The sequence below is a fragment of the Alicyclobacillus fructus genome (assembly GCF_017329605.1).
GTDB classification, from domain to species: Bacteria; Bacillota; Bacilli; order Alicyclobacillales; family Alicyclobacillaceae; genus Alicyclobacillus; species Alicyclobacillus fructus.
In genome coordinates, this window is record NZ_JAFMTY010000027.1 from 1 (window position 1) to 14,944 (window position 14,944).

At 62.6% G+C, this 14,944-nt stretch carries 12 protein-coding genes; 9 read left to right on the plus strand and 3 right to left on the minus strand.

Going from position 1 to position 14,944, the window contains the following annotated elements; all coding sequences use genetic code 11:
- From J3481_RS12680 to J3481_RS12690, 3 genes are all read left to right on the plus strand, one after another.
- A partial coding sequence (locus J3481_RS12680; protein ID WP_206830129.1) for a transposase occupies window positions 1-400 on the plus strand: 400 nt, incomplete at its 5' end.
- A gap of 81 nt (window positions 401-481) precedes the next feature.
- Window positions 482-1,105 carry a trimeric intracellular cation channel family protein gene (locus tag J3481_RS12685; RefSeq protein WP_206832449.1) on the plus strand — a complete coding sequence of 208 codons (624 nt, stop codon included), beginning with the start codon at window positions 482-484 and terminating at the stop codon, window positions 1,103-1,105.
- 491 nt (window positions 1,106-1,596) lie between these two features.
- Window positions 1,597-2,820, plus strand: a complete 1,224-nt coding sequence (locus tag J3481_RS12690) for an IS256 family transposase (RefSeq protein WP_206832450.1) — start codon at window positions 1,597-1,599, stop codon at window positions 2,818-2,820.
- Window positions 2,821-2,985: 165 nt separating this feature from the next.
- On the opposite strand, the gene J3481_RS12695 is transcribed toward J3481_RS12690, so the two are convergent.
- Window positions 2,986-4,179, minus strand: coding sequence for a glycosyltransferase family 2 protein (locus J3481_RS12695; protein WP_206832451.1), 1,194 nt, complete (start codon window positions 4,177-4,179; stop codon window positions 2,986-2,988).
- 161 nt (window positions 4,180-4,340) lie between these two features.
- On the opposite strand from J3481_RS12695, the gene J3481_RS12700 reads away from it, so the two are divergent.
- The 3 genes from J3481_RS12700 to J3481_RS12710 all read left to right on the plus strand — a co-directional run bounded on the left by J3481_RS12700 (window position 4,341) and on the right by J3481_RS12710 (window position 8,863).
- Window positions 4,341-6,428, plus strand: a complete 2,088-nt coding sequence (locus J3481_RS12700) for a peptidoglycan D,D-transpeptidase FtsI family protein (RefSeq protein WP_206832452.1) — start codon at window positions 4,341-4,343, stop codon at window positions 6,426-6,428.
- Between the two features lie 92 nt (window positions 6,429-6,520).
- Entirely contained in the window at window positions 6,521-7,165 is a 645-nt protein-coding gene (locus J3481_RS12705) for an HlyD family secretion protein (RefSeq protein WP_206832453.1), read from the plus strand.
- A gap of 12 nt (window positions 7,166-7,177) precedes the next feature.
- A complete protein-coding gene (locus J3481_RS12710; RefSeq protein WP_206832454.1) occupies window positions 7,178-8,863 on the plus strand; it encodes a DHA2 family efflux MFS transporter permease subunit in 1,686 nt (561 codons plus the stop codon).
- A 25-nt stretch (window positions 8,864-8,888) separates the two neighbouring features.
- Here J3481_RS12710 and J3481_RS12715 read toward each other — a convergent pair whose 3' ends face one another.
- Window positions 8,889-9,680 carry a sugar phosphate nucleotidyltransferase gene (locus tag J3481_RS12715; protein ID WP_206832455.1) on the minus strand — a complete coding sequence of 264 codons (792 nt, stop codon included), beginning with the start codon at window positions 9,678-9,680 and terminating at the stop codon, window positions 8,889-8,891.
- 208 nt (window positions 9,681-9,888) lie between these two features.
- Between J3481_RS12715 and J3481_RS12720 the strand changes: the two genes are divergently transcribed.
- The 3 genes from J3481_RS12720 to J3481_RS12730 are packed head-to-tail and all read left to right on the plus strand — an operon-like array spanning window position 9,889 to window position 14,438.
- Entirely contained in the window at window positions 9,889-12,171 is a 2,283-nt protein-coding gene (locus J3481_RS12720; protein WP_328702168.1) for a glycosyltransferase family 39 protein, read from the plus strand.
- A gap of 43 nt (window positions 12,172-12,214) precedes the next feature.
- Window positions 12,215-13,213: a glycosyltransferase family 2 protein gene (locus tag J3481_RS12725; protein WP_328702169.1), complete on the plus strand. Its 999-nt coding sequence runs from the start codon at window positions 12,215-12,217 to the stop codon at window positions 13,211-13,213.
- On the plus strand, window positions 13,206-14,438 hold the full coding sequence (locus J3481_RS12730) for a glycosyltransferase 87 family protein (RefSeq protein WP_206832458.1): 1,233 nt from the start codon (window positions 13,206-13,208) through the stop codon (window positions 14,436-14,438). Before J3481_RS12725 ends, J3481_RS12730 begins: the two co-directional genes overlap by 8 nt.
- Here the strand turns inward: J3481_RS12730 and J3481_RS12735 are convergent.
- On the minus strand, window positions 14,374-14,904 hold the full coding sequence (locus J3481_RS12735; RefSeq protein ID WP_206832459.1) for a precorrin-2 dehydrogenase/sirohydrochlorin ferrochelatase family protein: 531 nt from the start codon (window positions 14,902-14,904) through the stop codon (window positions 14,374-14,376). The genes J3481_RS12730 and J3481_RS12735 overlap by 65 nt on opposite strands.
- Between the last annotated feature and the right edge of the window lie 40 nt (window positions 14,905-14,944).

Below are 14,944 nucleotides of genomic sequence, written 5' to 3' on the forward strand. Positions count from 1 at the left end.
ACGATTTCCGACTGCAGCACACTTAGTCTCCTGGGCAGGGCTATGTCCCGGGAACAACGAAAGTGCGGGGAAACGATACAGTGGAAAAACACGCAAGGGTGATGGTTGGCTGAGGGAAACGATGATTGAATGTGCGCGAGCTGCGGCTCGAAGCAAAAAAAGCCGTCTTTCCGCCCGCTATCACCGGATCGCCGCGCGCCGGGGAACAAAACGTGCAGCGGTCGCATTGGCACACACGCTGCTGGTCATCGTGTATCACTTGCTCAAAGACAAGACGGAATATCGAGACCTGGGACCTGATTACTACGACAAGCGGAATCGAGACGCCTTGATTCGACGCCACGTGCATCGCTTGAAGGAACTTGGGGTGACGGTCATCGTCGCAGAGGAAGCCTCCTGAAAGAATATCCACGATATTCCATGATTGACGAAGGGAAGGTCCGGGTTCCTTTTTTGCCATTTTCACGGTAGGAGGATAAGGATGGATACGTTTGGTTGGCTCATTATCCACGGCATCGGAACCATCGCCTACGCTGCAAGCGGAGCGTTCGTGGCGTTGCAGGCACGATATAAGATGATCGGAGTATACGTATTGGGCTTAACAACGGCCTTCGGAGGGGGTGTGATCCGCAACATCATTATCGGCATCCCTGTCATAAAACTTTGGGATCGTGAGACGCTGTTACTGGTACTAGGTACATTAACCATACTCTATTTGCTGTCTACAAAATGGATACATCATTGGAAGAGGTGGGGGCTCTTTTTCGACTCAATTGGACTTGCGTCGTTTGCGTTGCAAGGTGCGTTATACGCAAAACAAGTTAGTGACAATATCTTCGTGATCATCATTGCCGCATTGTTCTCAGGTGTTGGAGGCGGTATGATTCGAGACTTGTTGGCGGGGAGAAAACCCATCGCTCTTCAGGAAGAAGTGCATGCAGTGCTGACTATTCTAGTTGGCCTTGCAGTTTGGATAGATGGAATAAGTTACAAGCGTCCATTACCCCTGATTTTGCTCATTATAGTGGTCGTTACAATTCGCATGATGGCAGTCCGGTTTAAGCACTTACGACAACGAGAATTGACCAGCGGTTCGCAGCGATAATCATAGGCGAGCTTTTTGCAGAATCGTGAGTCCATGTGGGGCAAGGGATTTTCGAGTACAAAGATGGACTTCACCTCCAACTTTTGAGAGAAAGGAAATGGTATAGACCACATCATTCCTAATGAGGGAGAAGCCCAACATGTTTGTATGTAACCGCAAAACCAAACACACCTAACGCTCAGCCCCCTTGGTGCCGCATGAATCGTCAGCACCACATGACAAGAACGCCGGGCTACACGGTTGCGAGAGGCTCCGCCATTTCCGGCAGGGCCTCCGCTGATGTGGCATCACTTTTTTGACTCGTATCTCTTCAGGGAGCGTTTCGGACCATGGCAACAATCGTCAAGGTCGCCTCATCTGTTCCGTCCCATGTAGTTGTGTCCGATATCATGTGTAAAAAGAGTTCCTGCCGAAAACATAAAGAGCCATTCGGGCCCTCTTCGGTAGAATGTGAGTTGGACAAAATCACACATCTGAAGGAGGGTTCCCCAATGGCTCAATACCAGATTACCGTGGACGACGCGATTTTGGAAGGGCTCTTTCAACGAGACGGAGGCGTCGCCAAGCTCGTCGAAAGCGTCGTCAATCAAATTCTCCAAGCGCAGGTCCAAGAGCAGTTGAAGGCTGCACCCTACGAGCGGACAGAGGCGCGAAGAGGTTACCGCAATGGGACCGTCACGCGCACGCTCACCACACGGGTGGGGCGACTTGTGTTGCGCGTTCCAAGGGTTCGGAATGGCGAGTTTTCAACGGAGCTTTTCGCTCGATACCAGCGTAGCGAGCAAGCCTTCCTCCTCGCCTTGATGGAGATGGTGGTGAACGGCGTGTCTACCCGAGATGTGGCGAAGGTCACGGAGCAGTTGTGTGGCACGTCCTTCTCGAAATCGACGGTTTCGGATCTGTGCAAACGCCTTGACCCGATCGTCCAGGCGTGGAACCACCGAAGCCTCGCCGATCACCGCTATCCGTTTCTGCTCGTCGATGCCCTGGTCCTCCGGATTCGGGAAGACGGACGTATTCGTTCACGAGCGGCCTTGATCGCCGTGGGGGTGAATGACGAGGGGTATCGAGAGATTCTCGGCTTGATGCTAGGCAACAGCGAATCGGAATCGAGTTGGCGGGAGTTTTTCGCTTGGCTGAAGCAACGCGGTTTGAGCGGCGTCGACATCGTCGTGTCCGACAGCCACAGCGGACTCGTCAAGGCACTTCAGACCGAATTTCAGGGCTGTACGTGGCAACGGTGCCAGACCCACTTCATGCGCAATCTCTTGGACGCCACACCCAAGGCGTTGCAGGAGGAGGTCTACCAACGGGTCCGCGCGGTCCTAGATGCACCTGACCTGGAGACTGCACGGTTGCTCAAAGATGCGTTTGTCGAGGCTTACGCAGAGAAGGCACCGAAGGCGGTGCAGGTGTTGGAGGATGGGTTTGATGATGTCACCGCTGTTTTGGTCTTACCTGAGCGATATCGGCGGCGCTTACGCACGACCAATGGCGTCGAACGGCTCAACGAAGAGATTCGGCGCCGTGAACGCGTCATTCGCATCTTCCCCAACCGAGAATCGGCGATCCGTCTGCTGGGGGCGTTACTGATGGAAATCGACGAAGAATGGACGACAGGGCGGAAATATCTCAACATGGACGAGTATGAGGCATGGAAGAAGGCGCAACAGACCTGGAAAGAATCAGCTCAGGCTTGTGCTCTAACGGCCTAAGCGCTCACCGCTCCATTCGCCGAAGAGGGCAATTTACACACAATCTCGGACTTGACCCTCTTATTTCCGTGGCGAGATCCCCTCTGGAGGAGATCTCGCCACTTTCATTTGGTTTCCTCAAAATGGTTGATTCTGTGCATCCATGCCCAAGGGTCTCGGGCTCTGTCACAGGCCGCGGCGCAGTTCGCGCAGCGTGTAAAACGTGTCGCGCCATACGAGGCCGCCCCGGCGGACCGCGAGCACGGCCGATCGAACGAACGCGTAGCTGTACAGCAGCATGCCGACCGGCAGGATCAGAAACTGGTGCTTGGGCAACCTCAGAAAGACTGCATGAAGTTCATATAAGATTCCCATGAGGACGAGACAATACAGATACAGCAGCCGATACCAACCCGGTCCGATGACGGCGCCGACGAAGGGCGTTGTGTACAGCGCCATCATGAGCATCATCGCGGCCGTCAGGAGCACCGCGGAATAGTGGAACGCCGGTAGCGGCGCTTTTTCCATCCCGACGACCATCGCTCGGAAATTTGGATACCATTCGATCTCGATCATGTCTTGCGCGACAACAAACCGCTGCCGGAAACCGTGCTGCTTAATGAGCTTGCCCAAGTGCAGGTCGTCGTCCGGTCGCAGGCTGATGGCCCGATGCGTACCGATGCGCTCGTACGCCTCGCGGCTGACCAGGTTGAAAGCGCCAATGCCGGCATGCGCCCGCGTTCGACGTCGGTACGCGCTCTGAGGCCGCTTGAAGAGCACGTAGTTAAAGATGTACATGGCGGTCAGCAGTTTCAACGCGTACCCCGTTGCCACCAACCTGGGCGCGACGGTTAGGTGGTGCAACCTGTGTGCGTGAACGTAGGCCATCGCCCGTTCCACCGCGTCCGGATAAAACAGCACATCCGCATCGGCGAACAGGAGCCAATCGCCTGTGGCCCGCATGGCACCCGTGTACAGGGCGTGATTCTTGCCCAGCCATCCGCGCGGCAGGTCCCGGATGTGCACCGGTACAATCCGCGCATCGCGCGCCGCCATCTGATCGATCACGTCGCCCGTTCCGTCGGTCGACCGGTCGTCGACCGCCACGATCTCCAGGTCGGGATACGTCTGGCGGACCAGCGACGACAGCGTCGCCGCGATGTGTTCCCGTTCGTCGCGGGCTGCCACGACGACGCTCACGCGGCCGTACGTTGGCGGGCTGGCCCGCGCAGCTTCCCGCGGCCGAAGTCGCGGCGTGCGCACGAGGTCCGGAATCGTGCGGAGGAAAATCGCGGTCCACACCACCGCGCACAGCACAGGCAGCCACGCCGTCCGCGGCAGGGCGTGTGCCAAAAAGGACCACGCAAAGTCGGAGAACATCGGCTCATCCCCCTTTCGCCCTGCGGGGTCCCGCAACTTTATGGTAATCTAGGCGTGGGACGCAGTCCAACAAATCCTGCCTGCCAACCTCATTCTACGCCGATCTCGCCGTACCCTTACGCCGGTCAAGCGCCATGTGTACCGAAGGACGAGGTTATCCTATGCCATTTTGGAAACGCCAAGAACTCACGGAAGAAGAGCGCCGCTGGCGCAAGCGCCAGTTTCGCCTGCACGTGGTCTACGCCATGATCTTTCTGTCGTTCACCGGCCTGCTGTTGCGCGCTGCCTATGTGCAGATCTCAAATGGGAAACAGTACCGAGAGGCCGAGCAGGTCATTCCCAAAGCGCGCATCCCGGTCCTTCCGCAGCGCGGCTGGATTTACGACGCCAACGGACAGGTGCTGGCCTGGGACAAGCCGTCGTTGTCCATCGTCATGAACCGGTATTCCACCACCTCGGACGCGACCTACCGTCATCTCGCCTCCGAGCTCGCTCCGGTGTTGCACCAAACGCCGCAGGCCCTCTACGAGCTGATGAAGTCGGATTTGAGCTCGATTCAGGTCACGCTTGCGAAGGACGTCTCGCTCGCTCAAGTCGCGTACGTCGTGGAACACCAATCCGATTTGCCGGGCGTCCAGGTCATTCAGGACTACATCCGCGAGTATCCGTACGGCGATCTCGCCGGCCAAGTTCTGGGGTACGTCGGTGCCATCACCGCGGAGAACGTCGACCGGTACAAGGGGTATCTGTACAGTCAAAAAGTGGGCGAAACCGGCATCGAGGAGCAGTACGAGTCGCTCCTGCAGGGCAAGCCGGGTTATGAGCTCGTGACCATCAACAGCGCCGGCAATGCCATCGCGGAGGCCGGCGAGATCGCGCCGAAGAACGGGAACAATCTGCAACTGACCCTGGACGGGCATGAGCAGGCCTGCGCGCAGATGATCATGCAAAGCATGATCCAAAAGGCGAGCGACAAAAACGCCGTGGAAAACGCGGCGGCGGTGATGCTCGACGTCAAGACGGGCGGCGTGATCGCGATGGTGAGCTATCCCTACCTGGATCCGAACTGGTTTACGCTCGGCACGCTGAGCCAGCACGCACAGTATGTGTCGACGTCCGGCGCGCAGGTGAACAACGCCATCGCGATGGTGAACTACCCTGGGTCGACCGTCAAACCCGCCAATCTGCTCACGGCGATGAAGGCTGGGCTTGTGAATCCGCAGACCACCATCCAGGATGACGGATACATTTACATCGGCAAGTCGCGCAAGAACGAGGACGAGGGATTTGCCTTCGGGGCGGTCGATCCCGTGGAGGCGTTGACCGTCTCGAGCGACGTGTTCTTCTACGAGGTGGGTCTGTGGCTCGGCAAGTGGTTCGGGTCGAGCGCGGCGCAGGGGGGCTCCTGGCCCGCGCAGGACGGCTCGTACCAGCACTATCTCAACACGGATCTGGCGAAGGGGATGAACGCGCTCTTTCAGGGCGAAGCCGACTTCGGGCTCGGCTACAAGACCGGGATCGACCTCCCGTATGAGAGCGACGGCGCGTTTTACATCCTCGACTCGCGGCAGGGCAACCGACAGGTACCCTATGATCTGAAGGCCAGCGAGCAAGCCATTGCAAAGACCGGGGAATACGTGAATTACGGATCGCCCGCGAGCCTGGCGGATGCCGCCATCGGGCAATCGCAGATGTTCACGCCGCTGCAGCTCGCCGAATATGCGCTCACGCTCGCCAATCGAGGCGTCCGTCTGACCCCGCATGTGCTGCAGGCGGTCTATGGGCCGAACGGCACGCCGCAGAACGGGGCCAAGCCCATTTCGACCGTCGCGCCGAAAGTGAGCGGGCGCGTGACGGCTCAACAGTGGCAGTGGGATCTCGTGCAGCGCGGCATGATCGGTGTGACGTCCAGTCCCAACGGCACGGCGTACGGGGCATTCGCCGGCGCGCCGTATCAAGTGGCGGGCAAGACGGGGACCGCGCAGATCATGCTCGGCGGCAAGCCGACGGATAACTCGGTCTTCATTTGTTACGCGCCTGCCAACGACCCCCAGGTGGCGGTGGCCGTGATGGCGCCCGGCGGCGGATATGGCGCACAGTTTTCGGCCGTGATCGCGCGACAGATGCTGGACGCGTATTTCAACGAGCATCACGCGCCGTTCATGCCGAAGAGCGGCTGGACGGACACCTCCATTCCGGCGAACTGGAAGTCGTCGCCGGCGTATCAGCTGCCGGAGCAGAGCCATTGAGCTCATTGGATAGAGATGGAATGCACGAGCGAGCATGAATCCGTTCATGCGTGGGACACTTCACCTGACGAAGGTTTGGTGGAGGTGTCCCGATGAATGCAAGACGGCTTCTGCTCATTCAGGTGATCATCCTCGTGGTCATCTTGGCAGCTGGGTTCGTGGCGTACTACTTCTATCACCAATCCACCCTCTACCTGAAGACGGACGACGCTCAGGTGACGGGGAGGCAAATCGTCATTGCGGCGCCGGCCTCCGGCGAGATCACCTCGTGGAACGGGACGGAGGGCGCGCAGTTCTCGGCGGGGGACGTCATTGGCACCATCAGCGTTCCCGGCGCGAAGGCCGCAGCGGTGAGCGTAACGGCTCCGGAGACGTCGACCATCGTCCAGAATCAGGTTGTGAACCACCAGTTCGTCGCGGCGGGCACGCCTCTTGCCTACGCGTATAACCTGAACGACCTCTGGGTGACGGCGAACATCAAAGAGACGGACATCAACGACGTCCACGTGGGCCAGAACGTCGACGTGTACGTCGACGCGTTTCCCGGCACATCGTTTCAAGGCGTGGTGCAGCAGGTAGGGTTGGCGACCGCGGCCACGTTCTCGCTGCTTCCGCAAACGAACAACAACGCCAACTTCACCAAGGTGACTCAGGTCATCCCCGTGCGCATACGGCTTCAGACCTATACGGGACAGCTGATGCCGGGCATGAGTGCGACGGTCCGCATTCATAAGTGAGGGGGTGGGCGCATGAACGGCGAACTGACCACCGCCGGTCGCCCGCCTGAGCCAGGGCCCGGCGGGCCGACGGGGGAACCGGTGGTGCACAAGGGACCCATTCTGTTTTCGCTCATCCTGGGGGCGTTTGCGGCCATTCTCAACCAGACCCTCTTGAACGTGGCCGTGCCCAAGCTGATGGCAGACTTCAACGTGTCGGCGAGCACTGTTCAGTGGCTCTCCACCGGGTACATGTTGACGAATGGCATCGTCATTCCGCTGACGGCCTTTCTCATTGGCACCTTCACGACGCGCCAGCTGTTTCTCGGGGCCATGTTGACATTCGGCGTGGGCACGGTTTTGTGCGCGCTGGCGCCCGACTTTCCCGTGATGCTCATCGGGCGCATTGTGCAGGCGGCGGGAGCGGGCATCATGATGCCGCTCATGATGACCGTGATTTTGAATCTGTACCCGCCGGAGACGCGCGGACGGGCCATGGGGACCATCGGCATCGCGATGTTTTTCGCGCCTGCCGTGGGGCCGACGCTGTCGGGCTGGATTGTGCAAAATTACTCGTGGCGGGTGCTGTTTTATATTGTCTTGCCGGTGGCCGTGATCGATCTCGTCGTCGCATCCATCTTCCTGAAGAACGTCACCGAGCGGACGTTTCCGAAGTTCGAACTGGTGAGCTTCGTGGCGTCGACCATCGGCTTGGGATCGCTCTTGTACGGCTTCAGCGAGGCGGGCAACAAGGGGTGGGGCGCGGCGGAGGTGGTGGTGAGCATCGCGGTGGGCGTGGTGTTCCTCATCCTGTTTGTGGTGCGGGAACTCACGTCGTCGCATCCGCTTCTCAACCTGCGCGTGTTCCGTTATGGCGGTTTTACCATCGCGGCCGTGGTGAGCTGCGTGGCCAACATGGCGATGTTTGGCGGATCGCTGCTCACGCCTCTCTACGTGCAGAACGTGCGTGGGTATTCGGCGCTCGACTCGGGGCTCATTCTTTTGCCCGGCGCCATCTTGATGGGCGTGATGTCCCCCATCTCCGGCGCCTTGCTCGACAGGATTGGGATTCGCCCGCTCGCCCTGGTGGGGCTTGTCATCACGGTGATCACGACGTGGGAACTCGGCCGCCTCAACCTGGAGACGCCGCTCTCCGACATCATGTGGATCTACACGATTCGCATGTTTGGCTTAAGTTTCATCATGATGACCATCATGACGGCAGGGCTGAATCATCTTCCGCGCCAGTACAACAGCCACGGCACGGCGGCGGCGAACACGGTGCGGACCATCGCGGCTTCGCTTGGCACATCCCTGCTCATCACCATCATGACGGATCGGTCGAACATGCACTATCAGCAACTGGTGAATTCGGTCCAGATGAACGATTCGTTTCTTCACATCACGCTTTCCCAGTTCGCACAGGCGCTCGCGGCGATGGCGCCGATGACCGCGCAGCAAGCCAGCGCCGTGGTCACCTACCTCCTTTACGGCCAGGCGCAGCTCCTCTCCACGGTGGAGGGCATCGACGACAGCTTTCTGGTGGCGGCCGGGATCGCGCTGGTGGCCCTCGTCTTGTCGTTCTTCTTGCGCAACGTGAAGCGGGCGAATGCCTCGGTACCAGCGCCCGAAGAACCGGCCTTGCCGGCCGTCGAACACGCGACGCGGCGCAGGCCCGCCGTGGTGCGCAGGACGCTTCGCCCTCGGACCGAAGGATGAGGCGCGGGGCATGCTTCGCTCTTCGTCAGCGCGCGGCAATCCATCCCGCCATCTCGGCCTGTCGAATCCGCGCGACTGCCTCGGCCGCGCGCGCCCATCCAGACGCGTTGCCGATATCGAACCGCTCCGCGGCGAGGTGGCGGGCGTACACACCCGCTGGCAGCAGCCGCCGGATGGCATCGGTGAGTTGAATTTCGCCGTTTGCGTCCGGCGGCGTCTCGGCCAGGGCGTCAAAGAGGAGAGGTTGAAACGCGTAGCGGCCGACCATGGCGATGTTGGACGGCGCCTCGTCGGCCTTCGGCTTTTCCACGACGGCGACGACGTCATCCGCTGCTCCCAGGCGAACGACGCCGTATTGGTGGACCTCTGCGGGCGGCACCTTCTGTGTCCCCACGAGTGCCGCCCAGGCGCTCGGCGCGCCCTCCGAAAGCTCGCAGAGCGCAGGCGTCTTCCCGATGAACAGCTCGTCCGGCAAGAGGACGTAAAACGGCTCCGCGCCCACCGCCCCCTTCGCGCACAGCACCGCGTGTCCAAGGCCGAGCGCTTGCTCCTGCACCACAAATTCAATCTCCGGCGCCCATTCAGGCTCCGTCCTTCGTTGATTCGCCCAAGCGCGAACGAAGTCCACCAGCATCGACTTCCTCGGGTGGATCACGACGATCACGCGCCTGACCCGGGCGGCCAACGCCTCTTCCAGGGCGAACGCGATGGCCGGCGTGTCGAGAATGGGGAACATCTCCTTCGGGATCCAAAGCGTCGCTGGGCGGAGCCTCGTGCCGAGCCCAGCCGCGGGAATGACGGCGCAGTCAATTTGCATTGGCTCTCATCCTCTCATCCGTGTGCGTGATTGCGATACCGCCATCTTGCCGCCTGAGGCTGAAGCGAGCCTGAATGCCTCCTTAAAGACCGTTGAACGGCCATCACGCCAGGCTTCCTCAGGAACCTTTCAGCTTGCGCTCAAACGCGCTTCAGCTTCCGGGCGCATCATGTCCACGCAATGACAGAACGCATGCGTGGGGAGTGGAGTGCAATTGGAGACCAAGCGCCGATGGACCTGGGACAGGGGCGTGTTGGCGCTCATCGCGGCGGCCGCCCTGTTTCTCAATCTGTACGCGCTCAGCAAAGAGGGCTACGCCAACGAGTACTACGCTGCGGCCGTTCGCAGCATGTTGGAGAGCTGGCACAACTTCTTCTTCGCCTCCTTCGATCCGGGCGGGTTCATCACCATCGACAAGCCGCCTCTCGACTTTTGGATTCAGGCGGCCTTTGCGTACGTCTTCGGCTTTCACGGCTGGGCGCTGATCCTGCCTCAGGCCTTGGCCGACGTCGGTTCGGTCCTGCTGATGTTCACCCTGGTCAAACGGCATTTCGGAAGCGTCGCGGGACTCATTGCCGCGGCCGCGATGGCGCTGACCCCAATCGCAGTCGCCGTCAGCCGGACCAATCAGGTGGACGGCCTGCTCGTCTTTCTCATGCTGCTCGCGACCTGGTTTTTGTTCCGCGGCATCGAGACGAACAAGCTGCGCCATCTCATCGGCGTCGCGGTGATGGAAGGGCTCGCGTTCAACACGAAGATGATGGAGGCGTACCTCATCCTCCCCGCCATCTACGTGGGCTATTTTGTCGGGGCCAAGCTTCCCTGGCGGAAGAAGCTTGCCTACCTCGGCGTCATGACGGTGATTCTCGGAGCCATCTCCTTCAGCTGGGTGACCGCGGTTCAGCTCACGCCCGCGAGCGATCGCCCTTACGTCGGCAGCACGACCGACAACAACGAGTTCACGCTGATTTTCGGATATAACGGCGTGAACCGGCTCACGGGCAACATGGCAGTAGGTGGTCACAACTTCCGGATGGAATTCGGCCAATTTCCGGGGATGGGCGAGTTCACGCGCCCCGTTGGCGGAGGGACCTCTGGATTTCCTGGCGCGGGCGCTTCCGGCGGCACGGGGTCGGGCGGAGGCCCTGGCGCGGGCGCTTCCGGCGGCACGGGGTCGGGCGGAGGCCCTGGCGCGGGCGCTTCCGGCGGCACGGGGTTGAACGGAGGCCCTGGTGGCTTTGGTTCCGGCGCCGGAGCAGGAGGCTTTGGCCGCGGTTCGACCGGCGGGTTCCCGGGCGCGGGGCAAGGCGGGCCGCCGTCGTCCCCGCTTGGCCGCGGCGAGTTCCACCAGTCGTTTGGCATGGGCGGTTTCGGCGACCGATTGGGCGGCGGGGGGTTCAACCGCGGCGGCTTCGGCGGCGGAGGCATGTTTGACACGGGCACGCGCGGCGTGCTGCGCCTCTTCCAAGCGCAACTCGGGCCGCAGATCGGCTGGCTTTTGCCCATCGCGTGCCTGTCGCTCGTGCCGCTCTTCCGCAACGTGCGCTGGAAGCGTCGCCGCGACCTCACGGACCGAGAGCGGGCGGCCGTCTTTTGGACCGCGTGGCTCATCCCAGTCGGCGCGTTCTTCAGTGTGGCCGGGTTCTTCCACCAGTACTACCTCATCACGCTTGCGCCGGCCATCGCGGCATTGGTCGGGGCCGGGCTCACGACCATGTGGCGCGATTTCCGCGACGGCGGCCGCTTCAAGTGGTATCTCGTCGGCGTGACGCTGCTCGATCTCGTCTACGAATGCCTCATGGTGCGCAGCTATCCGACGGTCCGCGCCGCGCTGATTGCGTTGACCGCCGGCCTCGCGGTCTTGTCGGCGGTCCTCCTCTTCGTTCCGCGGCTGTCCGGCCGCTGGCGGCGCGCGGGCGCCGTGCTCGGGCTGTTGTCCCTGCTCGCGGTGCCCGGCTACTGGTCGATCACGCCCGCGCTGTATGGCGTGAACGGCACGATGCCCGCCGCGGGGCCGGCCGGATCGTCGAGCGCCGGCATGGGCGCCGCGGGAAGGACGGGCGAGAACGACAACATCGCCCAGTACGAGAAGCTGATTCGCTACCTCGTGGCGCACTATCGGCCGTCGCAGGGCTCGTTCCTCGTGGCGACCCTCAACGCGCAGCCCGCCGAACCCATCATCATCGCGACGGGCTTGCCCGTGATGGCGATGGGCGGCTTCTCGGGCTCGGACGGCGCCATGACCGTCGCCAAGCTGCAGAAGCTCTGCGAGGAGGGCAAAGTGAAATACTTCCTCATCGACGGCGGCGGCTTCGGCGGGCGAGGCAACAGCCAGATCGTGTCCTGGATCGAGAAGCACTGTAAGCTGATTCCCTCGAGCGCGTGGGGCGGCACCTCGTCCAGCGCGGCGAGCCAGCGCGCGGCATTCGGCGGCTTCGGCGGCATGGGAGGTCTGGAGCTCTATGAATACACAGGTTCGACCCAGTCGTGACGGCCTCTCGCAGGGAGCGCCCGCGGCCTTGGCCTCTGCGCCAATAGCGCCTAAGGAGGCCCAGGCCCCGGAGGGGCAAGCTGAGCGCGCCGCGGCGCTCCTCTCCGTGGTGGTGCCGGTTTACAACGAGGAGTCCGTGATTCCCGTCACGCACGAACGGCTCGCGGCGGTGCTCGACGAGCTGCCGCTCGCCTGGGAAATCGTCTACGTGGACGACGGGAGCGCCGACGAGTCGCCGGCCCTGCTCGACCGGATGGCAGAGGGCGATCCGCGCGTCCGCGTCATCCACTTCGCGCGCAACTTCGGCCATCAGCTGGCGATCACGGCCGGGATCGACGCGGCGCGCGGCGACGCCGTGGTCGTGATCGACGCCGATCTGCAGGATCCGCCGGAGCTCATTCCCGAGCTCGTGGCGAAGTGGCGGGCGGGGTACGACGTGGTGTTCGCCCGGCGGGCCATCCGGTTTGGGGAGACGTGGTTCAAGCGCGCGACCGCGGCCTTGTTCTACCGGGCCCTCAACCGCTTGACGGACGTCGAGATCCCCGTGGACACAGGCGACTTCCGGCTGATGGACCGCAAGGTGTGCGACGTTTTGCGGGCGCTGCCGGAACATCACCGGTTCGTGCGCGGCCTCGTCGCCTGGATGGGCTTTCGCCAGGCCGAGGTCGAGTACGTCCGCCAGCCTCGGTTCGCGGGGGAGTCCAAGTACCCGCTTCGCCGCATGTGGCGCCTGGCGCTCGACGCGGTGACCTCCTTTTCCGCGCGTCCGCTCGGCTGGCCGCTCTACGCGGGCGCGGCCATGAGCGCCGCGGGCGTTCTGGCCTTCGTGATCTTTGCCGCGCTGTCCGCGGTGAGCGGGCAGGTCCTCGACGTGATCGGCCTCCTGATGGCGGGCATGGCGGCCTGCACGGGCATGGTGCTGTTGGCGGTCGGCCTTCTCGGGCTGTACGTGGGGAACGTCCTGGACGAGGTGCGGGGCAGGCCCCTCTACATCGTCGATCGCGTCGTCGGCGCGCGGGCGGAGGTGAAGCCGCGTGACTGAAGCGCGGCGCCGCTTGATCGAGGTGCCCGGATGGGCCTTCTTCCTTGTGTGCTTCCTGGTGTCGCTCGGGCTCCAAATCGCGCTCGCCCTGTCGACGCGCGGCTATGTGGCGGATCAGGCCATCTTTCTGCGCTGGGCGGAGATGGTTCGCACGTGGGGACTCGCGCGCGCGTACCAGGCGGGCGGGATCGACTATCCGCCGCTCTACCTGTACGTGCTCGACGGCTATGCGCGCCTGGCCCAAGCGTTGCACGTGGATCTTCGGCCAGGCAGCTTGTGGGCCAAACTGCCCGGCATCCTGACGTACGCGCTGTTCATGCCGTTCTTGTGGCTTTTGTCGCGGGGGTTGCGGGAAGACAAGCGCCGCCTGGCCATGGCGGCCTACGCGCTGAACCCGGTCCTCATCTTCGACACGGCGGTGTGGGGGCAGGTGGACGTGATCGACGCGACGCTCTCGCTGATGGCGGTGTGGCTGGTGCGCAAGCGCCCGCTGTTCGCAGGCGTCGCCTTTGGCCTCGGGCTGGCGGCGAAGTTCGAGACCGTCGTGGTGTTGCCGGTCCTGTTGTGCACCGCGCTGCTTGTGCCGTATCGCCTGCGCCGGCTCGGCGAGCTTGCCCTCGGCGCCCTCGTTCCGCTCGCCCTGTGCGCCCTTCCGCTCGCGGGCGGCGGGCTTTGGCCCATGATCCGCTCCGCGTACATTGCGACCACCGGCGAATATCCGTACCTCAGCATGAACGCGATGAACATTTGGTTCTACTTGTTCGACGCATCGCCGTACACCTCGGATACGGCGCCGGCCGTCCTCGGCATAAGCTACAAGGACGTCGGGCTCGCGCTGCTTGCGGCGGCCTGCCTCGCGGGGATCGTGTATCTCGCGCGATCCCGCCAGGCTCTCGTCGTCCGGGCGCTGACCGCCGCGACCTTCGTCGGGTTCTCCTTCTTCATGCTGCCGACCGAGATGCACGAGCGGTACATGGCGCTCGCCGTCGCGGTGGCATCGTGGCTCGGCGCTCTCCACAAGCGCTGGCGGATGGTGGCCGCCGCCCTGAACCTGACGGGATTCTGGAATCTGTGGGTCGTTTGCTTCGGCTCGGTGAACGCCCAGCAGGACACGTGGATGGTCTATCTGAATCTGGCCGCCTACGCCGCGATGGGGGTGATCATGGCTCGGGAGGCCTTTCGCCGGCGGGCGGCGCCTCGGCCCATTGCCGCAGCAGGCGAATGAACGCGTTACCGCCCGTCGCGAGGTCCTGCTCCAGCGCCTGGCGCAGGCGTTTCGCCACGTCGGGCCGCGTGCCGCCCGTCGAGATGGCAATGGCTATGTCCCCGGCGTACACCACGCTCGCGAAGTCGAAATCGCTGTCCCCGGCGTCGTCGGCCCGATTGCACCAAACGCCGCGAGCTTCAGCCTCGAGGCGGACGGCGCGGTTGACCTGCGGGTCGTCGGTTGCCGCCACGGCGAGGGCGCATTCGGCGAGATCGCCCGGCTGATAGGCCCGGTCGATCCACGTCACAAGCCCCCGGCGGACGAGATCGGCGGCTAAAGGGCTGAGCTTGGGGCTCACCAGGGTGACCTTCGCGCCGGCCCGCGCGAGGCGTTCGGCGCGCCTTGCGCCCACGCGCCCGCCGCCCACGACGACACAGCGCAGGCCGCGCGGCTTGAGCCAGATGGGGATGCGCTCTGCTGACATGCCCTCACCCCGGGATGGAGACGTTCGCTCATCGTTGCAC

Excerpts from the sequence above, each read along its gene's own strand:
- J3481_RS12705 (WP_206832453.1), top strand. The coding sequence starts at position 6,521 with ATGAATGCAAGACGGCTTCTGCTCATTCAGGTGATCATCCTCGTGGTC.
- J3481_RS12690 (WP_206832450.1), top strand. The coding sequence starts at position 1,597 with ATGGCTCAATACCAGATTACCGTGGACGACGCGATTTTGGAAGGGCTC.
- J3481_RS12700 (WP_206832452.1), top strand. The coding sequence starts at position 4,341 with ATGCCATTTTGGAAACGCCAAGAACTCACGGAAGAAGAGCGCCGCTGG.
- J3481_RS12715 (WP_206832455.1), bottom strand. The coding sequence starts at position 9,680 with ATGCAAATTGACTGCGCCGTCATTCCCGCGGCTGGGCTCGGCACGAGG.
- J3481_RS12685 (WP_206832449.1), top strand. The coding sequence starts at position 482 with ATGGATACGTTTGGTTGGCTCATTATCCACGGCATCGGAACCATCGCC.
- J3481_RS12735 (WP_206832459.1), bottom strand. The coding sequence starts at position 14,904 with ATGTCAGCAGAGCGCATCCCCATCTGGCTCAAGCCGCGCGGCCTGCGC.
- J3481_RS12710 (WP_206832454.1), top strand. The coding sequence starts at position 7,178 with ATGAACGGCGAACTGACCACCGCCGGTCGCCCGCCTGAGCCAGGGCCC.
- J3481_RS12695 (WP_206832451.1), bottom strand. The coding sequence starts at position 4,179 with ATGTTCTCCGACTTTGCGTGGTCCTTTTTGGCACACGCCCTGCCGCGG.